The following is an 18,982-nucleotide window of genomic DNA, read 5'->3' as shown; positions in this document are numbered from 1 at the left end:
CTCATGCGGGCACCCGGCTGTGACTAGGTGACACCTTGAGCATTTCGGTGTTCACGCCTGAGGCCCGCTCCAGGGCCACCTTGCCGGTGCGGGCGATTTCGAGAATGCCGAAGGGGGCCATCAACCGTTCAAGGGCCACCAGTTTTCCGGGATCCCCCACCACTTCCAGGGTCAAGGCTTCATCGGCCACGTCCACAACCTTGGCCCTGAACACCTGAACGAGTTCGATCACGGCGCCCCGGGATGCCGCCGGTGCTGAAACTTTGAGCAGCATCAGCTCCCGCTCCACCGCCGGGCGCTGGGTCAGGTCGAGCACCTGAAGCACATTCACCAGCTTGTCCAGCTGTTTGGTCATCTGCTGGAGCGTCTGGTCATCGCCCTCCACCACCATGGTCAGGCGCGATTGCCCTTCGGCCTCCGCTGGGCCGACAGCCAGGCTGTCGATGTTGAAGCCGCGTCGGGCGAAGAGTCCTGCGATCCGGCTGAGTGCGCCGGATTCGTCTTCAACCACCACCGAAAGGGTGTGTTTCATCGCCGCTGGTCGTCCCCTGCCGGTCTGGTCCTCCCAAGTTACGGTCCAGCCAGGGCAACAACACAGCCAGGAAGCGATCAGGCGCTTCGTCATGGGGGCAGTGTCCGCAGCGATCCAGCACCCTCAGCTCGAGTTCTGGGTGGCTGGCGGCCACGGATTCCCCGATGGCCAGGGGCACAAACCGATCCTGACGGCCCCAGATCAGCAGCATGGGCACCCGCAGTTGCTCGAGCAGGGCTGGGGCGGTGGCGCCTCGGGGACGGTTGGCCATGCCCAGGCTCATGCCCCGCAGGGCCCGGGCTGCTGTAGGGCGCCGGGCCGGACGGGCGATCAGCTGCAGCAGCTCCGGGTCGGATTGGATCGACTGCCAGTAGGCCCCCTGAAGCCCGGCTTTGAGCAGGCCCGTGCGCGCGATCAAGGGCACCACAAGTTCAAGCGGGAGCACGTGCAGCACCAGGGCGAGCAGGCGCCGCTGCCAACGCCGCCGCCAGGGCGCCCGCCGTTTCGGCAACGGTTGAATCAGGGCAGGGTCCGGCAGGGGCGCGGCGACCACCGCCCGCACCCGGTTCGGCGCCAGCACCGCCGCGGTGAGTGCGGTCAGGGCCCCCAGGGAATTGCCGATCACCACTGCTGGCTCTAGCACCACCTGATCGAGGAATGCGCACACCTGCAGGGCCCAGAGCCGGTTGTCCATCGGCCGCGCCGGCTGGGCGGATTGGCCGAAACCCAGCAGATCCAGGCTGTAGACCCGCCAGCCCTGGTCAGCCAGGCGCGGCGCGCAGTGGCGCCAGTGTCCGCTGGCGGCGCCGAACCCGTGCAACAGCAGCAGGGCAGGGCCCCCTTCAGGGCCGCTGACCCGCCAGTGGCAGGGCCAGCCCCTCCACTGCCAGGTGCTCTGGACACCCCACTCGGCAGTCTGGACAGCAGCAGGCGGCACCCTTCTGACCTCAACCGATCATCACTATCGCGAAGGTTTGGCTGAGCTCAGCCTTGGCCCAGGCTTTTTCAGGCCTGAGTCGCGTCCAGCCCGGGACCTTTCGGTGTTGTTGGCCCGTCACCAGAGCCTCCACGCCACGCGCCCCCTGCGCTGGCTTGATCTGATGGCTGGTTGCGGGATCAGGGCCCTGCGCTGGGGGTTGGAGGCGCTGGCCAACCCGGCCGTTGAAACGGAGGTCTGGATCAACGATGGGGATCCAGAGCGGCTGCCGCTGATCCAGGCCAATGCGGCGGGGCTGGGGTGTTCAACCCGGCTCACGGCTGAGGCTGCAGACCTGCTGCTGCACCGCTCGATTGTTGAGCGCCACTGGTTCGATTTCATCGACCTTGATGCCTTTGGTGCTCCTGGGCCTCTAATTCAGCCGGCTCTTCATGCTCTGCGCTTTGACGGCCTGTTGTTTCTGGCCTCCACGGATGGTCGCTCCCCCACGGGCCACGACCGGCCAGGCGCCATCCGCAGCCTCGGGGCTGCCGCTCGCGCCCATCCCTCCAGCTGGGAAATGGCCTTGCGGCAGCAGATCGGGCTGGTGGCGCGGCAGGCCTGGATGCTGGGCCGCGGACTGCAGCCGCTCTTCAGCTTCAGTGAAGGCCGCACCTTTCGCCTCGCCCTGCGCCTGCGGCGTCAGATCCCCGCGGGCGATGAACAGAAGCTGGGGCTGGTGGCCCGTTGTGAACGCTGCGGAGCCCAGCGGGTGCAGCCCCTGCTCAAGCTCAGCGGCTGGCCTGCCTGTGATTGCGTGGCTGGGCAGGGGCGCTGGAGCATCAGCGGCCCACTGTGGATCGGTCCCTTGCAGGAGCCGCAGTTGTTGCAGCAGCTGATTGCCGAGGTTCAACAGCTGGGGCGTCAGCAGATCAGCTCCGCCACCCTTCGATTGATGCAGCGCCTGCAGGCGGATCCCGGCGATCGCCCCACGGTCTGGCCCACTGATGAGCTGGTTCGACGGCTGGGCATCGGCGGACCACCAGCTCTGGGGCCATTGGTGCAGGCGCTCCAGGCGGCGGGTTATCGCGCCAGTGCCAGTGGCGTCATGCCTGGCCAGGTGCGAACAGATGCGGAATTACCGCAGCTGTTACAGATCTGCGCCAGCCTGCGGGGGGAAGGGATTTAAATGGGCGGGTGATCGCTTTGCCCAGACCATGGCTGCTGAGATTTTTGGAACTGCTGCGATCTTCTGGGTCTTGATTCCCGTCGGCCTCGCTGGTGGTGCTCTGCTGCTGAAACTCCAGGGCGACGACTGAAGCAGTCGCTTTGGTCCTGGGGCCATTAGGCTCCACCCTTCGTGAGGAAGGCGCCGATGCAAGTGCTTGTGGTGGGTGGCACCGGCACCCTGGGACGACAGATCGCCCGTCGTGCCCTTGATGCCGGTCACCAGGTGCGCTGCATGGTGCGGACCCCCCGCAAGGCTGCTTTTTTGCAGGAATGGGGTTGTGAGCTGACCCGGGGTGACCTGCTGGAGCTCGACAGCCTCGATTACGCCCTCGAGGGCATGGATGCCGTAATTGATGCATCCACCAGTCGCCCCAACGACCCCCGCAGCATCTACGAAACCGATTGGGACGGAAAGCTCAATCTGCTTCGTGCCTGTGAGCGCGCAGAGGTGAAGCGTTTTGTCTTTCTCTCGCTTCTGGGCGCGCATCAGCACCGCGAGGTTCCCTTGATGGACATCAAGGCCTGCACGGAGAAGCTGCTGGAGTCGTCTGATTTCGACTACACGATCCTGCAGGGTGCCGCCTTCATGCAGGGGGTGATCAGTCAGTTCGCCATTCCCGTTCTGGAGAGCCAGACGGTGTGGGTCAGTGGCAGCCCCACGGCCATCGCCTACATGAACACGCAGGACATGGCCCGCTTCGCCGTTGCGGCGCTCGAGCGGGAGGAAACCGTGCGTGGCACCTACCCCGTTGTTGGCCCCAAGGCCTGGAACACTGGCGAACTGGTGCAGCTCTGTGAACGCTGCAGTGGCAAGACAGCTCGCGTGTTTCGTGTGCAGCCCGTCCTGATGAACCTGATGCAGGGGGTGGCGTCCTTCTTTGAACCCGCCGTCAACGTGGCGGAGCGCTTGGCTTTTGCTGAGGTCACCGGCAGCGGTCAGACCTTGGATGCCCCCATGCAGAACAGCTATGCCGCCTTCGGTCTTGAGGCCTCGGAGACCACGGACATGGAGGGCTACATCGGTGAGTACTACGACACGATCCTGAAGCGCCTGCGCGAGATGGAAGCCGATCTCGACAAGGACGCGAAGAAAAAGCTGCCCTTCTGAACCTTGATGCCTCTTGGTTCTTTTGTACTATCGCCTCAATTGATCCTGTTCTGATGGCTGTCGCTCAGCTCAAAAATCTGCAGCGGCGTCTGCAGTTGTTGTCGGATGAGGCGGAACAAGGCCTCAACCGCGTCTGTGGCCATGAGTTGTGGAAGTCTGTGGGCCCCGATGCGGTGGATGGTGTAGAGGACCCCGATCGACGGGCTGAGGCCAACTACTGGTACGGCCAGTGGAATGTGGTGCGTGAGCTGCAGGAGGCGATCGGCTGATGGCGGAATCGTGTTGTTCGTCCCCAGTGCCCCAGTCGCTGGATCAAACCCAGGCGGTGGAAGCGCGCTATGGGGCTGCTGCCCAAGAGCAGGAAGCCTGCCTTTGCACCCCGGTCGGCTTCGACCCTGCCCTGCTCAAGGTGATTCCTGATGCTGTCGTTGAGCGGGATTACGGCTGTGGTGACCCCACCCGCTGGGTGAAGCAGGGGGACCGCGTGCTGGACCTGGGCAGCGGCAGCGGCAAAAACGCCTTCATCTGCAGCCAAATTGTCGGGGCATCTGGCCGCGTGACCGGTGTGGATCGCAACGCCGACATGCTGGCCTTGTCGCGTCAAGCCATCCCGGTTGTCGCTTCAGCTGTGGGCTTCGACAACGTCCGTTTTGTTGATGGGGCCATCGAAGCCCTGGATGCGACCACGGCCACGGGTGAACCCCTGATCGCTGACGCTTCGATCGATGTGGTGCTGAGCAACTGTGTGCTCAACTTGGTGAACCCATCAGCACGCGACAGGCTCCTGGCCAACATTCGCCGGGTCCTGGCCCCCGGTGGTCGCGTTGCCATCAGCGACATTGTTTGCGATCAGGTGGTGCCCCTGCATTTGCAACAGGATCCTGATCTCTGGAGTGGCTGCATCAGCGGCGCTTGGCAGGAGCAGGCCTTCCTGGAGGCCTTCGAAGCTCTTGGCTTTGAGCAGGTTCGCTGCGCCGATCGCAGTGAGCAGCCCTGGCGTGTGGTGGAAGGCATTGAATTCCGGGCGATCACCCTCGTCGGTGCCCTTCCCGCCGACGTCCTCCCCGCTTAGCACCAGCGCTCGAGCTGCTGCTGATCAGGCGGTTGAGCTGTTCCTGTTCAGCTGCAGTCACCACTCGCCAACTACCGGGTTGAAGGCCCGTGAGGTCCAGTGGTGGACCGTTGTCCATCAGATCGATGCAGCAGCGCACCAGACGCAACGTCGGCAGGCCAACAGCCGCCGTCATCCGGCGCACCTGCCGGTTGCGCCCCTCGGTGAGGGACAGCTGCAACCAACTGGTGGGAATCGCAGCGCGATAACGAATCGGAGGTGTTCGTTCGGCCAACTGCGGTTGGTCTTGGCCCTGAAGCCAGCGCGCCTTCGCCGGCAAGGTGCGGCGCCCCTGAACAACAACCCCATCGCAGAGCTGCTGCAGTTGAGTGGTGTTGGGAGTTCCTTCCACCTGCGCCCAGTAGCTGCGCCAATGGCCAAAGCGAGGGTCAGTGAGGCGTTGTTGGAGACGGCCGTTGCTGGTGAGGATCAGCAGCCCCTCGCTGTCGGCATCGAGCCGGCCCGCGGCATACACCTGGGGCATATCAACAAAGTCGCTCAGGCAACGCCAGCGGCTTCCTTCCTCCGGCGTGAATTGACTCAAAACCCCGTAGGGCTTGTTCAGCAGCAGCGTCGTCAAGTCAGCTTGCGTTTTCGCGCATCCTCCATAGGTTGACCACGCCAATGGAGATCAACAGCAGGCCGAGATCCAGGCTCAACGGGGGGAGAATCACGGCAGGGGGATGTGTGTCGGCGTTGGAGCCTAAGGGCTGTGTTGCCTCTGCGGGGTGCAAGTGGCCTTCTAAACTGACTGCAGCAAGACAGAACTGGCCACCAGCGCATGATCGAAACCTCGGGCGTGATCGAGAAGGAACAGGGCAACGGGTTCTATCTGGTCACCCTCGAGCAGCCTGCTGGCCACCAATGCCTCTGCAGAGCCGCTGGAAAGCTCACCAAGTTCCGGATCAAATTGCTCGCTGGTGACAAGGTGCTGGTGGAGATCAGCCCCTACGACCTCACCCGCGGCCGCATCACCTACCGCGAGCGCAATGCTGGTGCTCCCGGCGGTCGTCCCGGCGGTAACCGCCCCGGCGGACCGCGTCGTCGTTGAGAGCCTTCGCTTCAGGCTGCCGCCTGAAGACAAGCTTCAATCGCAGCTTTGAATTCTCTGCGCTGCTTCACGCCGCGCCACTGCTTCACCATGGCCTTGTTGTGGAACAGCTGCACTGTGGGTGTGCCGTTCACTCCGGCCTGTTCGGCGATCTCTTGATCGGCTTCGATGTCGATCACAACGGCCTGAGCGGATCCATCCAGTTCTTGAATCACCCGCTGCAACTGGGGTTTCAGCACGTGGCAAGGGCCACAGCTCGGTGAGGTGTAAATCACCAGCAGCGGCTTGGCGCTGTCGTGATACAGCTTGCGCAGGGCAAAGCTCCCTTTCTGCCACAGCCCCTGGGGGTCGTAGGTGGCTTCCGTGGTCACATCCACATTCACCGGCCGTTCCGCCACCGCTGGCTCCACCTGCTCACGCTGCACCCGGGTGGCCAGGTTGTGGTGACTCAGCCAGCGCTCCGCTGCCAAGGCCGCCTTGCAGCCGCTGCCAGCTGCGGTGATGCCTTGTCGCCATTCGGCATCGGCCACATCGCCGGCCGCGAAGACGCCTTCCATGGACGTTTCCGGTCGTCCGGGTTCCGTTGTCAGGTAGCCCTTGTCGTCCAGATCGATTTGCCCCTGAAGCAGATCGGTGTTGGGGGTGTGACCGATGGCATAGAAGAGCCCCTTAACGGCGATGGTGGATGAACTGGCCTCGACGCGATTGCGCAGGGTCATCGACTGCATCCAGTCGTCCCCGCTCACGTCGTCGATCTCACTGTTCCAGTGCACCGTGATCGCGTCGTTGGCCAACACCCGATCAGCCATGGCGGCACTGGCGCGGAGTTTGTCGGAGCGCACCACCAGATGCACATGGCTTCCGTACTTGGTGAGGTACACCGCCTCCTCGCAGGCGGAGTCGCCACCGCCCACCACGGCGAGTTCCTCATTGCGGAACTGCGGTGTGGCGCCGTCACAGATCGCGCAGGCGCTGATGCCTTTGCTCCAGAAGGTTTGCTCCGAGGGAAGTTGGAGGCGGTTGGCACTGGCGCCGGTGGCGATCACCAGGGCGTGGGTGCGGATGGTCTGTCCCTCGACCTCAATGCGGTAGGGCTTGGAGCTCAGATCAATGCTGTCGGCATCTGCTTCCAGCAGGTGGGTGCCCCAACGCACCGCCTGGGACTTCATCAGGTCCATCAGGTCGGGCCCGAGCACACCATCAGGGAAGCCCGGAAAATTCTCCACATGGGTGGTGGTCATCAGCTGGCCACCGGGGATGCCACCGCGTTGGAACCCAGTGATCAGCAGCGGTTGGAGGTTGGCCCGTGCTGCGTAGATGGCGGCTGTGTACCCGGCTGGCCCTGACCCAACAATGACCAGGTTTTCGATGTGATCCGTACCGGCTTGACCCACCGCTTAAGCGAACTGACTATGGATTAAATCTAAAGCCCTCCTGGAAGCCGACGTGAGTATGGGCTTGGAAATGAATGAATGAGGTTTAGAAGAACTTAAGGAAGCCTTCAGATTTCAACTTGTGAGTCGTTGGAGCTGGGGTCGTGAATCGGACGCCTTTTGCTCGGGTTGCGCGGGACCGCCAAAACATTGGCCTCAAGCATCTCCACGTTTTCGCCGATGCATGTGATCCATTCGCAGAATTCTTGCGTTATCGCATAACTGTCTTCATAGCGCTCTTCCTTGTCCAGGACTGCGATGCGAGTGGATGCCCAGCCCGTTGAAACGACGATCCGGCGTTCCATTGCGGCGTCCATGAATGTCTCCTTGATGTTGATCAGGTTGGCGGATCGGGGGTCCCTTTCGGCCGTCCATTTGCACAAATTCGCATTTTCCTCTGGCCAATGCTGTGCTCAGCGCTGCAAAAAAGCGGGCAATTCGGGCGTTTTCAGCCGGATCACAGCGCCGGCTCCGTCCTCCACCGCTTCCAGGGGAAGGCTCGGTCCGCGCCAGGCGCCAACCCCCGGCTGCTCGTCTTCGGCCACCTGCTCCTGAGGCCGCAGCACGTAGGGCTCAGCCACAGACCATGAGCGGGCGTAGTCCATCAGCAGTGGGTCTGCTGGAGCAAACACGTAGGAGGCTTCCCTGGGAATGGCTTCACGGGCGGCCAGTTCCGGCGTCATCCGCACAGCCCGGGTGATGCCCTGCACAAAACGGCTCCGGGTCACCACGGTGGTCAGGTAGGCCACCACCCGCAGACGTGGCGCATCAAAGCCCTCCGCGCACATGTCGATGCTCACCAGCCAATCGGCGTTGCCGCTTTGGAAGGCGTTCAAGCGCTCCGTTGCTTGGGGGCTCTGGGAATGGATCAGCTCCACCCGGTTGCCGTCGTCAATCAACACCCGGCTGATGGCTTCGGCGTGGCTGATGTCCCGGGCGATCACAAGACCAGCAGCCTGCGGCTGTCGCTCACGCAACTGGTTCAGCTTCTGCTGGGCGCGCAGCAGCACCTGCTGGCCAATGCTGCTGCTGTCGGCCAGGCGGATGGCGCGTCGCAGGTTGCGCGCGCGCCAGCTTTCCCGTTGCTCCGCCGAGAGGGGGGAAACGTCGCGGTCCGGGTGTCCTTCGCGGCTGTGTTCCACCCAGCCGTCCTGGAAACGGAACTCCAGGGGGCGCACATCCCCTGCGGCGATCAAGTCCCTGGGTTCAACGCAGAGATCCGGTCGGATCTGCTCAACCCAACCGCCGTCATCGAGCCGCACACGCATGCGCCGGGCGGCGCAGAACGCCAGGTTGTCGGCACGAAAGGGGGTGCCCGTGAGCCCCAGGCGCAGCCGCACGCAGCCGGTCAGCTCCAGAAAGGTCTGCCCCCAGGCGGTGGCATCCGGCTCGTCGGGATCAACGCCGAGATGGTGAGCCTCATCAGCGATCGCCATGCAGGCGCTCAGGCCCCATTGCTCGAGCCGTGCCCCCAGAGCCTCGCGCTGGCGACCGGCCCCCTGATAGGTCACCAGCAAGCCATCAGCGTCTTGGCTTCGCTCCGGCGGGCAGGGCCACTCCTCCAGCCGCAAGCCAAGACGCGCCGCGGCGGATTTCCACTGATTGAGGATTGAGGTCCGGTGGCAGAAGACCAGGAAATGGTCCAGCCGGCCTTGATCGCGCATGGCGCGGAATCCCAGCAACGCCCCGAGGGTTTTGCCTGCCCCTGGGCCTGCAAACACCAGCAGGTCGCGGCTGCTGCCCTCGAGCTCGAGCCTGCGCCGCAGCAGCTGGATCAGCTGTTGCTGCCACTGCCTTGGTTGAACCTGGCGGGCTTGGGCCTCGTTCGTGGTCTGCCTGGCCGGGAGGTTGAAGCTGACGGCTGAGATATCACCTCCCGGGAAGATGAGTCTTTTTAACCATTCCTTTGCGCCGTGGCATCTCTACCGTCCGGCCATCAGCTCCATCGGGATCGGGTCCCGCCCATCGCCATGGCCCAACGTCGTTTCTTCAGCAGCCCCCTCGATCAGCAGCGCGACCGGCTCGATGGCTGCTGGCAACTCGAATGCGACATCGATCCGTTGATTCTTCGGGCCCGCGTCCTGCACCGCCGCGGAGAGGTGAACGGGGCCGCCGGCCTCGAACAGGAAGTGCTGCCGATCGTCTGATCCGGCAGCACGTCTTGGATCATCAGCGCCTGCTTCAGAGCGCTTCGGCGTGGTTGACCACCAGGTGCTCCACTTCCTTCAAGGCCTCCTCCGAGGCGGAGCGAGCTGCCGTGAAATCCCCCTTGGCGGTGTCCAGCAGCTGCTGAGCGAGCCGATCCAGCAGCTCCTCTTTGTGCTCCTCAAGCATCGCCACGATCTCGGTCTCCACCAAGGTGCGCACCGCCTGAATGCGTAGGTCGTCGTTTTCGGCCTCCGCGAAGGTGCCCTGCACGAGTTCCTGGATGAACAGGCGGTGCACCTCGCTGCTGCGCAGGAAGCTTTCCGTGGCGTTGATCATCCCGTCCACCAGGGTGCGATCGGGTTCGCTCTCGCCGTCGTTGAGCTTGAACTCCCAGTCGAGATGGCGTCGCTGCCAGCCGGCCGTGTGCAGGCTCGGCATCACGCTTTGCGAAAAGGTGTCGACGGAGATTTCATAAATCCGCTCCGCCAGCCGTTCACACCAGTCTTTGCCGTGCAACTGGAGGGTGGACTGCATGGTTTCTCGTTCGACGGCATGGCCACCGTGGTGGCTGTGGCAGAGGCCGTCCGGACACTCGATTGCGCTGAGACCCATGGGGAGGACAGAGGGTGCACTTCACGTAGCAAGAGCGACAGAACTGAGGGCCTTTCTTCAGGAAGGTTCCTGATGGCGAGAAGGCGACCTCGTAACCTTGCTTGGGTCGGTGGTTGTGTTCGCCTTGCCCAGACTTCTGATACCGGTGGAGTCGACACCGGGAGAAACCCGGGTCGCGGCAACGCCGGACACGGTCAAAAAATTCGTTTCGTTGGGCTGCAGCGTCGCAGTCGAATGCGGAGCCGGAACCCCCTCCGGATACCTCGATGAGGCCTACGCCGACCAAGGCGCAGATCTCATTGAGACGGGAGACACGTCGGCCTGGGGTCAGGCTGACGTTCTTCTCTGCGTTCAATCGCCGAGCGCAGCCAGTCTGGCCCGCTTGCGCCAGGGAGCGCTGGTGGTGGGTCTGCTGTCCCCCTACGCCAACGAAGAGCTAACGGCCGCCCTCAAGCGCAGCGGCCTTTCAGCCATGGCGCTCGAGCTGTTGCCCCGGATCAGCCGGGCTCAGTCCGCCGATGCGCTCTCCTCCCAGGCCAACATCGCGGGCTACAAGTCGGTGCTGCTGGCCTCCGCCGCGCTGGACCGTTACTTCCCGATGCTGATGACGGCGGCGGGCACCGTTCAGCCGGCCAAGGTGGTGATTCTTGGAGCCGGTGTGGCCGGCCTTCAGGCCGTTGCCACAGCGCGCCGTTTGGGTGCTGTGGTGTACGTGAGTGACATCAGACCTGCGGTTAAGGAGCAGGTGGAATCCCTCGGCGCCCGTTTCATTGAGCCCCCCGAGATGGAGGACAAGCCTTCGGAATCCGGTGGCTATGCCAAACAGGCCTCCGACGCCTTCCTGGCGGCCCAGCGTCAGCAGCTGTCGGATCAGCTGGCGGAGGCCGACGTGGCCATCTGCACCGCCCAGGTGCCGGGCCGCCGCGCTCCGCGTCTAATCAGCGAGGACATGCTTGATCGGATGCGCCCCGGCGCGGTGGTGGTGGATCTGGCCGTAGCCCAGGGCGGCAACTGTGCTGACACCGTTCCTGGCCAGACCGTTGATCGCAAGGGTGTGAAGCTGATCGGTGGTAACGACCTGCCATGCAGCGTTCCCAATCACGCCAGTGCGCTTTACGCCCGCAACATCGTGGCTCTGCTGGAGCCCACCTTGAAGGACGGCGTCCTCAGCCTTGATCCCCAGGATGAACTGATCGCCGGCTGTCTGATCGCCCAGGACGGCACCATCCGTCGTGGCGATGTCCTCACCCCAGGTGCCAACTGATGTTTGTTGAATTCCTCTGGGTTCTCCTGCTTGGCAGCCTGCTTGGGCTGGAGCTGATCGGCAAGGTTCCCCCCACCCTGCACACTCCCTTGATGAGTGGTGCCAATGCCATTTCGGGCATCACCGTGTTGGCAGCACTCACCGCCATCATCAAAGCCGGCGACAACACCGTGCTGTTGCTGCTCGGTTCCGTCTCGCTGGGCTTTGCCCTGTTCAACGTGATCGGGGGCTTCCTCGTGACCGATCGCATGCTGGCCATGTTCAGCCGCAAGCCTGCTCGCAAGGAGAACCGCTGATGTCTGACCTTCTCAAATACGCGATCGAGCTGGTTGCGGTTCTGCTGCTGGCTCTCGGCATCAAAGGTCTCTCCAAGGTGCGTTCCGCCAGGGGCGCCAACCAGCTGGCCGCTGTGGCCATGGGCCTTGCGGTGCTGGGTCTGCTGATCAACTACCTCGGCACCAGCGGCATCAGCATCGCCGCCTGGACTTGGATCATCGCCGGAACGTTGATGGGTGGTGTGCTCGGCGCCATCACCGCCCAGCGGGTGCCGATGACCTCGATGCCGGAGACGGTCGCCCTCTTCAACGGCTGCGGTGGCATGTCGTCACTGCTGGTGGCTCTGGCTGCTGCGCTTTACCCGGCGGCCCTGGATGCGGCAGGCCCTGTGGCCGTGGTGTCGATCGTTGTCTCCGTGTTCGTGGGTGCGATCACCTTCACCGGCTCGATCGTGGCCATGGCCAAGCTGCAGGGTTGGCTGTCCACGCCGGCCTGGATGCAGAGCAAGGCGCGCCATGCCGTGAACATCGCGCTGGCGGTGGCATCCCTGGTGGGTGCCGTTGAGATGCTGCGCAACGCTGATTCGAGCACGGGCCTCTGGCTGCTGGTGGTGGCCTCCGGCCTGCTGGGAATCGGGGTGACGCTGCCGATCGGCGGCGCCGACATGCCCGTGGTGATCTCCCTGCTGAACAGCTATTCCGGTGTGGCTGCCGCTGCTGCCGGTTTCGTGGTGGGCAGCCAGTTGCTGATCGTGGCCGGCGCCATGGTTGGTGCTGCTGGCCTGATCCTCACCCAGGTGATGTGCAACGGCATGAACCGTTCCCTGGTGTCTGTGCTGTTCGGTGGCGCCCTGGGTGCCACGACCGCTGCAGGCGGTGGCGGCGGTGAATACACCAACATCACCAGCTGCAGTGTTGAGGAGTGCGCTCTCACCCTTGAGGCCGCTGAACGGGTGGTGATTGTTCCGGGCTATGGCTTGGCCGTGGCTCAGGCGCAACACACGCTCAGGGAAGTGACTCGGGTGCTGGAGAGCGCTGGTATCGATGTGGCCTATGCCATTCACCCGGTGGCAGGTCGTATGCCGGGTCACATGAACGTGCTCCTGGCTGAGGCCGATGTGCCCTACGAGCAGCTGCAGGAGATGGATCAGATCAATCCCGAGTTCCCTGCCACCGACGTGGTGTTGGTGCTGGGTGCCAATGATGTGGTCAATCCCCAGGCCAAGAACGACCCCAATTCGCCTCTCTACGGCATGCCCGTTCTGGATGTGCAGGACGCCCGCACGGTGTTCGTGGTGAAACGGGGCATGAGCGCTGGCTACTCCGGCATCAAGAACGATCTGTTCGAGCTGGCCAACACCTCGATGCTGTTCGGCGATGCCAAGAAGGTGCTCGGCGATCTCCTGGTGGAACTCAAGGATCTGGGACTGGGCAAGAAGTGATGGCCCGCGGCGTGGATAACCCCCAGCTGCGGGAGCGGCTGGGGGTTCCGTCGTTTGAGCAGCGCTGGCCCTGGATCGGCGGTGACCTGCAAACCCTGCGCGACACCCTGCGCGAGGTGGATCTCCCTCACGATCAAGGGGTTCCGATTGAAATTCCCGTGCCAGCCCTGCCCAGTGGAGCGGCGGCTGCCGGGTCGTTGCTGGCCCTGCTCGATCAGCCGGAAGGGGACCCCAAGGGCTTGGTTTTGCTGCTCCATGGGCTGGGTGGATCCAGTTCCCGGGAAGGCCTGAGGCGGATGGGTGTGGCGCTCCAGGCCGCCGGTTTTGCAGTGCTGCGCCTGAACCTGCGCGGTGCTGATCCAGGCCGCCACCTTGCGGGTGGCACCTATGCAGCACGCTGCAACAGCGATCTGCTGCCGGTGATTGCTCGGGCCCGAAGCTTGGCGGCGGGTCGCCCACTGCTGGGGGCAGGCATCTCCCTGGGCGGCACGATGCTGCTCAATGCCGCTCTGGCTTCCCCCGGTGTGCTTGATGGCCTTTTCTGTGCCAGCAGTCCCCTGGATCTGGCGGCCTGCAGCGCCTCGATCGAGCGACCGCGCAATCGGGTCTACCAACGCTGGCTGCTCAAGCGGTTGGTGCGTCAGACTCTGGCAGATCCCTTTGGGGTGAGCGCCGAGGAGGAAGCCCAGCTGCAGGCGACGCCCCCCCGTTCGATTCGTGAGTTCGACAGTGCCGTGACGGCTCCCCGCTGGGGGTTTGCGGGTGTGGAGGCCTATTACCGCGAGGCTTCACCCCTGCAGCATCTTGTGCCCACCTGCAAAGCGATGCCGCCCACCTTGCTGCTGCAGGCCCTGGATGATCCTTGGGTTCCTGCTTCCTCTGCAAGAGATCTCGCAGAGGCGCTGCCTCCGGAGGCTGCGATTCGCACCTTGTTCACGCCACGGGGAGGGCACAACGGCTTCCATGGTCGCGACGGCTGCTGGGGCGACCAGTTGGCGGCGGCCTGGCTCAGGGACGTTGTTGCTGGTTAAGCCGTGATTCCTTCAGGTTGCAGGCCTATCGCTCCTCAGTAATAGAAAGCTCGATCGCTTGGGTTCTGGTACACAGCGCCACCGCAGCGTGTGGCAATCCTCCACAGCGCTTTGTGGATCGGTGTTGAGTCGTAGCGCACCAGCTCAGGGAACCTCTGCCTCAGCAGTTGAGTTCCACGCCAGGCGTTGTAGTGCGGAATCGATGAATTCACGTGATGGCACACGTGGGTTGAGCCGATTCCATGGTGCAGCAGATTCAGGATGGGCCCGTAGGGACGATCAACTGTTTGCAGAGCTCCCTTCGACCATGTCCAGGTTTCGTTGGAGAAGTGAGGGATATCGGTGTTGGTGTGCTGCAGCCAGGTGTAGGTGGTCAGCCACATGTTGATCACCAGGTAGGGCAGGCCATAGACGCACAGCACGCGGAGCAGGGAAAACTGCACTGAGGCGATGAGCAACAGGGCAACCATGGCGAGCAATCCCAGGTTGGATCGCAGCATCCACTTGCCGAATGAATGCGGAAAAAGACGGCGTTTGCCGTTGAAATTGCGCTTGCGATTCCAGAAATGAGAAGTGGGGGAGTCGTAGTCCTCGCCGCCGGTGGCGCCCAGGAAGAGATAAAGCTGCCAGCCAATCACGAGGTGATTGAACAGAGAAATGATCCCGAAGACGGTGGGATTCAACCTCTGCTTGAGCTGTTCGGTGGTTCGTCCCATCGGTGACGTTGCCCGCGGCGGAACATGGGTTTCTCCCTGTTCCAGGTGATTGCAGTGGGCGTGGTGCACCGCATGGCTGTGGGCCCAGCTGTGATACGGCACAAGCAAAATGCTGTGCAGCACAAAGCCCACAACGCCTTCAATCCGGCGGTTGGGGTGGAAGGCGTGATGGCCACATTCATGAGCGATCACCCAGCAGCCCATCGCGATGGTGCCGGTGATCACGCCGTAGAGGAACCAGAGGGGGATGGCGGCTGCCGAGAGCGGAAGAAGGGTTCCCAGGCCGACTGCCAGAAGCGAAAGCCCAGCAGACATGGCCAGACTCGCCCAGGACTTCGCTGGGCTCAGCTTGGAGAGCTCTGCTGGCAAGACGCTGAGCAGCTCAGCCTTGCTCGGGTAGGAAATTGATTCAGCGCTGTCTTCAGGTGCTGGATTTGCGGGTCGGGTCGCTGTTGCAAATGCCAAATGGAAGCCTCAAGACAAGCGCCCGTCTGTTGGCGCTTAAGGTTTTCATCATAATTGCCTGGGCTGCGACCTGTGGGCGCATGGTGCTCCAGAGCTCAATGGCAATTGTTCGGGTTTCGTTGTTTGGAATTCCGGCTGAATTTCAAGCTCCTTTTGCTCGGAGTTCCTTCTCTTGGATGCGAATTGAGCCTTTCGCTAATCCTTTTCTGGGTTTATTTGGGATCAAATTTCGCCTGAAGGGGCGCCACTGGTTCTCTCGAATGGTGTTCTTTTGAGAATCCATTCTTCAACGGGTTGTTGGCCGATGATGTGTTGTTCGATGATTCTTTTGACGCGATCGGGTGAAACATCGGCGTACCAAATTCCGTCTGGCCAGACCAGAAGAATCGGCCCTCGTTCGCACACCCTGAGGCAATCGGCTTTGCTGCGCAGAACAATTCCCTCTGGGCGTTCCGTGTTTTCGAGATTCAGTTCGCGAACAACGCTTTTCAGTTCATTCCATGTTTGTGCCCCAAGCGCCGAATCGCAGCATTTGGCTTTTGTCGCGGTTGCGCAGAGCAGGAGGTGATGGCTGACCCGTTGCATGCCTAAGCGGCGAGCGCTCCCATGGGCAAACGGGTCACACCGCGGTTCACCTGTTCCCGAACGGCGGTTCGCGCCCACTGATCCACCCGCAGCACGTCGTCTAACTGGGGTTGGGTCATCAGATCGGGTTTATGACGCTCGCAGGCGGCCTCGATCACTGCGGGGATGTCGAGGAAGTGAATCTTCTCCTCGAGGAACTGTGCCACGGCTTCCTCGTTGGCAGCATTCATCACCGCCGGCATGGTTCCGCCGGCGCGTCCGGCGGCGTAGGCCAGCTCCATGCAGGGGTACTTGGCGGGATCGGGGGCCCGGAAGCTGAGCTGACCCACTTCCGTGAGATCCAGTCGCCGCCATGGCGTCTCCAGGCGTGAGGGCCAGCTCAGGCAGTAGAGGATGGGCAGCTTCATGTCGGGCCAGCCCAGTTGGGCCAGCACGGAGGAATCTGCCAGTTCGATCATCGAATGGATGATGCTCTGGGGATGGATGACGATCTCGATGTGGTCGTAATCCAGGCCGAACAGGTAATGGGCTTCGATCACCTCCAGCCCCTTGTTCATCAAGGAGGCGGAGTCAACGGTGATCTTGCGGCCCATGCTCCAGTTGGGATGACTGGTGGCATCAGCAACGGTGGCCTTTTCGAGGTCGGCGGCCGTCCAGTCGCGGAAGGCGCCGCCGGAGGCTGTGAGCTGAATCCGGCGCAGCCCCGGTGTGGGCACGCCGGTGGAGAGGCGTGCGTTTTCAGCCCAGGGGGTTCCCTGCAGGCACTGGAAAATTGCCGAGTGCTCCGAATCCGCCGGCAGCAGACGGCTGCCGCTCTTTTTCAGCTCCGGCAGCACCACGGGGCCGGCTGCAATCAGGGTTTCCTTGTTCGCCAAAGCCAGGTCTTTGCCGGCGCGGATCGCCGCCAGGGTCGGCAACAGTCCGGCGCAACCAACAATGCCCGTCACCACTAGGTCGGCGCTGTCCCAGGCGGCAGCAACGTTGAGACCGTCAGCACCTCCCACCAGCTGGGGTGCATCCGCGCCTGTGACGCCGGCGTTCTTCAGACGCTCCTGCAGTTCGGGCAGGAGATCGGCATCGGCCAGGGCCACCACCTCAGGGCGATGCCTCTGAACTTGGTCAACCAAAAGCTTCAGGTTGCGGCCGGCCGTCAGGGCCACAACGCGGAACTGTTCCGGAAACTCCTCAGCGATCTGGAGGGTCTGGGTGCCGATCGAACCGGTGGATCCCAGCACACTGATGGCTTTCATGCTGTTCCGGCAGTTGCGACAAGTCTCCCACCAGGACCGTTGAACGCTGGCAAGCTGGCGGACAGCTTGTGGATAGCGCATGGCGAAGGAACAGTGGCGATCGGGCCTGGGGTTTGTCTTGGCGGCTGCAGGCAGTGCCGTGGGTCTGGGCAATCTCTGGGGCTTTGCCTACCGCGCCTCCCAGGGAGGTGGCGGCGCCTTCCTGCTGCTCTACGTGGTGATTGTGCTGTTGGTCTGCTTGCCGGTGCTGGTGGCCGAAATGGTGCTGGGGCGCAGCACCGGCCAAAGCCCCCTGCTCGCGCCAGTGGCGGCAGCCGGTCGCCGTTGGCAGCCGATGGGTTGGCTCTTCGTGCTGGCGGCCAGTGGAATCCTGGCCTTCTATGCCGTGTTGATGGGGTGGACCGGGGCCACCCTGGTGCAGACCCTCACCCAGGGGCTCCCCGCGGATATCGCATCAGCGGAAGCTTTTTTCGCCGGCCTCAGTGGCGGCCGCTCTGCCTTGATCGGCCAGCTGCTCAGCCTGTTGGCGACTGCTGCTGTGGTGGCGGCCGGCGTGCGCGGAGGCATTGAGCGGTTGTCCCGCTGGGGGCTGCCGCTGTTGTTTGTGCTGCTGATTGGCCTTGCGCTTTGGGCCGCTGGTCTTGATGGGGCCTCGGAGGGCTATCGCACCTTCCTGCTCCGCTGGGACAACAGCCAGCTGCAGGACCCCACCACGATTCGCAATGCCTTCACCCAGGCCTTCTTCTCGATTGGCACGGGCATCGGCTGCATCCTGGCCTATTCGGCCTACCTGAGCCGGCGCGCCCACCTGCCGCGGGAAGCCGTGGCGGTGGTGGGGATGGACACCGCTGTGGGCTTGCTGGCCGGCATGGTCACCTTCCCCGTGGTGATGAGCTTTGGCCTCCAGGATGTGATCAGTGGCTCCACCCTGGGCACGATCTTCATCGCGCTGCCCACGGGCCTGGGCTCGCTGGGCGCCACAGGTCAGCTGGTGGCGGTGCTCTTTTTTGCTCTGGCCCTGATTGCAGCGATCACCTCAGCTGTGTCGCTGTTGGAGGTGCCGGTGGCCTGTTTGATCGATCGCCTGGGGTGGAGCCGCTCCCGGGCCGTCTGGGTGTCCGCGGCATTGATCTTTGTGGCCGGTCTTCCAGCGGCCACATCAATGGAGGTTCTCGGCTGGATGGATTCCGTGTTTGGGGGCCTGCTGCTGATTCTGGGGGGCTTGCTCCTGGCCCTGTTGCTGGGTTGGGTGCTCCCCGCCCGTTTTCAGGAGGAGCTCAGCCATTCGGGGAGTCCGATCTGGCTGCAGCGCTTTCTGCTGGTGATGCTGCGCTGGATTTCGCCGCCGGTGATTGCCGTTGGTCTGGTGATCAGCGTGGTTGATCTGATCCCCAGCTGAAGGATTCGCCTGGGGAGTGCCTACGGCTGATCCGAAGAATTGAGCATGGATTCCATCTTGCGAATCCTCTGCAGCATCTTGTCCCACACCTCTGCTTTCCAGGCTTGCTCCGCGTCTCCCGTGGACGCGGCCAATTGCTGCTGAGCCGCGAGCTTCGCCTCGAGATCTTCACCGGCATCGAGGGCCTTCATCAGCTCCATTTCGAGCTTGGCTGTTTCCATAAAGTTCAGTTTCTTGAGCCAAAGCATGGGGAGCTACAGAATTGGTGTTCATTTTGCCGGATTCAGAAGGCTCTAGTCTGTAGCCATGTCGTGTTTATGGATTGGCTCCAATCTTTCAAAGCCTCCTCAAACCCTCTTTTCAAATTCTTTTATTGCAATGTTCAGGGCCATTGCGACAGGAGAATATTATGTA

The 18,982-nt window shown here is 62.9% G+C and carries 23 protein-coding genes; 12 read left to right on the top strand and 11 right to left on the bottom strand.

Annotated elements, in window-relative coordinates; translation table 11 throughout:
* Position 1: 1 nt before the first annotated feature.
* Positions 2-532 (bottom strand): acetolactate synthase small subunit, encoded by a 531-nt coding sequence (gene ilvN / locus SynA1544_RS10280; protein WP_115132937.1) that lies wholly within the window; start codon positions 530-532, stop codon positions 2-4.
* Positions 504-1,469, bottom strand: coding sequence for an alpha/beta fold hydrolase (locus SynA1544_RS10275; protein ID WP_186513445.1), 966 nt, complete (start codon positions 1,467-1,469; stop codon positions 504-506). Before SynA1544_RS10275 ends, ilvN begins: the two co-directional genes overlap by 29 nt.
* A gap of 37 nt (positions 1,470-1,506) precedes the next feature.
* Here SynA1544_RS10275 and SynA1544_RS10270 point away from each other — a divergent pair, with 37 nt between their 5' ends.
* The 5 genes from SynA1544_RS10270 to SynA1544_RS10250 are packed head-to-tail and all read left to right on the top strand — an operon-like array spanning position 1,507 to position 4,858.
* On the top strand, positions 1,507-2,637 hold the full coding sequence (locus SynA1544_RS10270; protein ID WP_186513444.1) for a N2,N2-dimethylguanosine tRNA methyltransferase: 1,131 nt from the start codon (positions 1,507-1,509) through the stop codon (positions 2,635-2,637).
* 28 nt (positions 2,638-2,665) lie between these two features.
* Positions 2,666-2,767, top strand: a complete 102-nt coding sequence (gene petM, locus SynA1544_RS10265; protein WP_011364936.1) for a cytochrome b6-f complex subunit PetM — start codon at positions 2,666-2,668, stop codon at positions 2,765-2,767.
* A 56-nt stretch (positions 2,768-2,823) separates the two neighbouring features.
* Positions 2,824-3,786 carry an NAD(P)H-binding protein gene (locus tag SynA1544_RS10260; RefSeq protein ID WP_186513442.1) on the top strand — a complete coding sequence of 321 codons (963 nt, stop codon included), beginning with the start codon at positions 2,824-2,826 and terminating at the stop codon, positions 3,784-3,786.
* Positions 3,787-3,839: 53 nt separating this feature from the next.
* Positions 3,840-4,055: a hypothetical protein gene (locus tag SynA1544_RS10255; RefSeq protein WP_114988609.1), complete on the top strand. Its 216-nt coding sequence runs from the start codon at positions 3,840-3,842 to the stop codon at positions 4,053-4,055.
* Positions 4,055-4,858, top strand: a complete 804-nt coding sequence (locus SynA1544_RS10250; protein WP_186513440.1) for a methyltransferase domain-containing protein — start codon at positions 4,055-4,057, stop codon at positions 4,856-4,858. The genes SynA1544_RS10255 and SynA1544_RS10250 overlap by 1 nt, the downstream gene beginning before the upstream one ends.
* Here the strand turns inward: SynA1544_RS10250 and SynA1544_RS10245 are convergent.
* On the bottom strand, positions 4,815-5,477 hold the full coding sequence (locus SynA1544_RS10245) for a pseudouridine synthase (RefSeq protein ID WP_255477583.1): 663 nt from the start codon (positions 5,475-5,477) through the stop codon (positions 4,815-4,817). The genes SynA1544_RS10250 and SynA1544_RS10245 overlap by 44 nt on opposite strands.
* A 201-nt stretch (positions 5,478-5,678) precedes the next feature.
* Between SynA1544_RS10245 and infA the strand changes: the two genes are divergently transcribed.
* A complete protein-coding gene (gene infA, locus SynA1544_RS10240; protein ID WP_006041809.1) occupies positions 5,679-5,948 on the top strand; it encodes a translation initiation factor IF-1 in 270 nt (89 codons plus the stop codon).
* Positions 5,949-5,959: 11 nt separating this feature from the next.
* Here the strand turns inward: infA and trxB are convergent, their stop codons facing one another.
* The 3 genes from trxB to SynA1544_RS10225 all read right to left on the bottom strand — a co-directional run bounded on the left by trxB (position 5,960) and on the right by SynA1544_RS10225 (position 9,150).
* Positions 5,960-7,342, bottom strand: coding sequence for a thioredoxin-disulfide reductase (gene trxB, locus SynA1544_RS10235; protein WP_186513436.1), 1,383 nt, complete (start codon positions 7,340-7,342; stop codon positions 5,960-5,962).
* Between the two features lie 107 nt (positions 7,343-7,449).
* Positions 7,450-7,698 (bottom strand): hypothetical protein, encoded by a 249-nt coding sequence (locus SynA1544_RS10230; RefSeq protein ID WP_186513434.1) that lies wholly within the window; start codon positions 7,696-7,698, stop codon positions 7,450-7,452.
* A gap of 96 nt (positions 7,699-7,794) precedes the next feature.
* Entirely contained in the window at positions 7,795-9,150 is a 1,356-nt protein-coding gene (locus tag SynA1544_RS10225; protein ID WP_370594112.1) for a DEAD/DEAH box helicase, read from the bottom strand.
* 144 nt (positions 9,151-9,294) lie between these two features.
* Between SynA1544_RS10225 and SynA1544_RS10220 the strand changes: the two genes are divergently transcribed.
* On the top strand, positions 9,295-9,528 hold the full coding sequence (locus SynA1544_RS10220) for a hypothetical protein (protein WP_186510690.1): 234 nt from the start codon (positions 9,295-9,297) through the stop codon (positions 9,526-9,528).
* Between the two features lie 34 nt (positions 9,529-9,562).
* On the opposite strand, the gene SynA1544_RS10215 is transcribed toward SynA1544_RS10220, so the two are convergent.
* Positions 9,563-10,141, bottom strand: coding sequence for an EF-1 guanine nucleotide exchange domain-containing protein (locus tag SynA1544_RS10215; protein WP_115008613.1), 579 nt, complete (start codon positions 10,139-10,141; stop codon positions 9,563-9,565).
* A gap of 124 nt (positions 10,142-10,265) precedes the next feature.
* On the opposite strand from SynA1544_RS10215, the gene SynA1544_RS10210 reads away from it, so the two are divergent.
* Genes SynA1544_RS10210 through SynA1544_RS10195 form a run of 4 tightly spaced genes read left to right on the top strand, consistent with a single transcriptional unit; the run spans position 10,266 to position 14,153 of the window.
* The gene (locus SynA1544_RS10210) at positions 10,266-11,405 is read left to right on the top strand and encodes a Re/Si-specific NAD(P)(+) transhydrogenase subunit alpha (protein WP_255477581.1); all 1,140 of its coding nucleotides are present in this window, start codon (positions 10,266-10,268) and stop codon (positions 11,403-11,405) included.
* Positions 11,405-11,701, top strand: a complete 297-nt coding sequence (locus tag SynA1544_RS10205; protein WP_011364925.1) for an NAD(P) transhydrogenase subunit alpha — start codon at positions 11,405-11,407, stop codon at positions 11,699-11,701. The genes SynA1544_RS10210 and SynA1544_RS10205 overlap by 1 nt, the downstream gene beginning before the upstream one ends.
* The gene (locus SynA1544_RS10200; protein WP_186513431.1) at positions 11,701-13,122 is read left to right on the top strand and encodes an NAD(P)(+) transhydrogenase (Re/Si-specific) subunit beta; all 1,422 of its coding nucleotides are present in this window, start codon (positions 11,701-11,703) and stop codon (positions 13,120-13,122) included. The genes SynA1544_RS10205 and SynA1544_RS10200 overlap by 1 nt, the downstream gene beginning before the upstream one ends.
* Complete coding sequence (locus SynA1544_RS10195; protein ID WP_186513430.1) at positions 13,122-14,153, top strand: alpha/beta fold hydrolase; 1,032 nt, start codon at positions 13,122-13,124, stop codon at positions 14,151-14,153. The genes SynA1544_RS10200 and SynA1544_RS10195 overlap by 1 nt, the downstream gene beginning before the upstream one ends.
* Before the next feature lie 35 nt (positions 14,154-14,188).
* On the opposite strand, the gene SynA1544_RS10190 is transcribed toward SynA1544_RS10195, so the two are convergent.
* From SynA1544_RS10190 to SynA1544_RS10180, 3 genes are all read right to left on the bottom strand, one after another.
* Positions 14,189-15,334 carry a fatty acid desaturase gene (locus SynA1544_RS10190; RefSeq protein ID WP_186513429.1) on the bottom strand — a complete coding sequence of 382 codons (1,146 nt, stop codon included), beginning with the start codon at positions 15,332-15,334 and terminating at the stop codon, positions 14,189-14,191.
* A gap of 222 nt (positions 15,335-15,556) precedes the next feature.
* Positions 15,557-15,919 (bottom strand): ferredoxin, encoded by a 363-nt coding sequence (locus SynA1544_RS10185; protein WP_186513428.1) that lies wholly within the window; start codon positions 15,917-15,919, stop codon positions 15,557-15,559.
* 2 nt (positions 15,920-15,921) lie between these two features.
* Positions 15,922-17,169, bottom strand: coding sequence for a 1-deoxy-D-xylulose-5-phosphate reductoisomerase (locus SynA1544_RS10180; RefSeq protein WP_186513427.1), 1,248 nt, complete (start codon positions 17,167-17,169; stop codon positions 15,922-15,924).
* 79 nt (positions 17,170-17,248) lie between these two features.
* On the opposite strand from SynA1544_RS10180, the gene SynA1544_RS10175 reads away from it, so the two are divergent.
* The gene (locus SynA1544_RS10175; RefSeq protein ID WP_186513426.1) at positions 17,249-18,568 is read left to right on the top strand and encodes a sodium-dependent transporter; all 1,320 of its coding nucleotides are present in this window, start codon (positions 17,249-17,251) and stop codon (positions 18,566-18,568) included.
* A 20-nt stretch (positions 18,569-18,588) separates the two neighbouring features.
* Here SynA1544_RS10175 and SynA1544_RS10170 read toward each other — a convergent pair whose 3' ends face one another.
* Positions 18,589-18,789, bottom strand: coding sequence for a hypothetical protein (locus SynA1544_RS10170; protein WP_255477579.1), 201 nt, complete (start codon positions 18,787-18,789; stop codon positions 18,589-18,591).
* Positions 18,790-18,982: the final 193 nt, after the last annotated feature.

It is taken from the genome of Synechococcus sp. A15-44, from assembly GCF_014280115.1.
Taxonomy (GTDB): Bacteria; Cyanobacteriota; Cyanobacteriia; order PCC-6307; family Cyanobiaceae; genus Parasynechococcus.
Note: the sequence above shows the minus strand (reverse complement) of the source record. Positions and strands in the feature narration are given on the sequence as shown.

Bases quoted from the DNA above. Each gene is read 5' to 3' on its own strand.
- ilvN (WP_115132937.1), bottom strand. From the start codon at position 532: ATGAAACACACCCTTTCGGTGGTGGTTGAAGACGAATCCGGCGCACTC.
- petM (WP_011364936.1), top strand. From the start codon at position 2,666: ATGGCTGCTGAGATTTTTGGAACTGCTGCGATCTTCTGGGTCTTGATT.
- SynA1544_RS10260 (WP_186513442.1), top strand. From the start codon at position 2,824: ATGCAAGTGCTTGTGGTGGGTGGCACCGGCACCCTGGGACGACAGATC.
- SynA1544_RS10255 (WP_114988609.1), top strand. From the start codon at position 3,840: ATGGCTGTCGCTCAGCTCAAAAATCTGCAGCGGCGTCTGCAGTTGTTG.
- SynA1544_RS10250 (WP_186513440.1), top strand. From the start codon at position 4,055: ATGGCGGAATCGTGTTGTTCGTCCCCAGTGCCCCAGTCGCTGGATCAA.
- infA (WP_006041809.1), top strand. From the start codon at position 5,679: ATGATCGAAACCTCGGGCGTGATCGAGAAGGAACAGGGCAACGGGTTC.
- SynA1544_RS10230 (WP_186513434.1), bottom strand. From the start codon at position 7,698: ATGGACGCCGCAATGGAACGCCGGATCGTCGTTTCAACGGGCTGGGCA.
- SynA1544_RS10215 (WP_115008613.1), bottom strand. From the start codon at position 10,141: ATGGGTCTCAGCGCAATCGAGTGTCCGGACGGCCTCTGCCACAGCCAC.
- SynA1544_RS10205 (WP_011364925.1), top strand. From the start codon at position 11,405: ATGTTTGTTGAATTCCTCTGGGTTCTCCTGCTTGGCAGCCTGCTTGGG.
- SynA1544_RS10200 (WP_186513431.1), top strand. From the start codon at position 11,701: ATGTCTGACCTTCTCAAATACGCGATCGAGCTGGTTGCGGTTCTGCTG.
- SynA1544_RS10195 (WP_186513430.1), top strand. From the start codon at position 13,122: ATGGCCCGCGGCGTGGATAACCCCCAGCTGCGGGAGCGGCTGGGGGTT.
- SynA1544_RS10185 (WP_186513428.1), bottom strand. From the start codon at position 15,919: ATGCAACGGGTCAGCCATCACCTCCTGCTCTGCGCAACCGCGACAAAA.
- SynA1544_RS10180 (WP_186513427.1), bottom strand. From the start codon at position 17,169: ATGAAAGCCATCAGTGTGCTGGGATCCACCGGTTCGATCGGCACCCAG.
- SynA1544_RS10175 (WP_186513426.1), top strand. From the start codon at position 17,249: ATGGCGAAGGAACAGTGGCGATCGGGCCTGGGGTTTGTCTTGGCGGCT.
- SynA1544_RS10170 (WP_255477579.1), bottom strand. From the start codon at position 18,789: ATGGAAACAGCCAAGCTCGAAATGGAGCTGATGAAGGCCCTCGATGCC.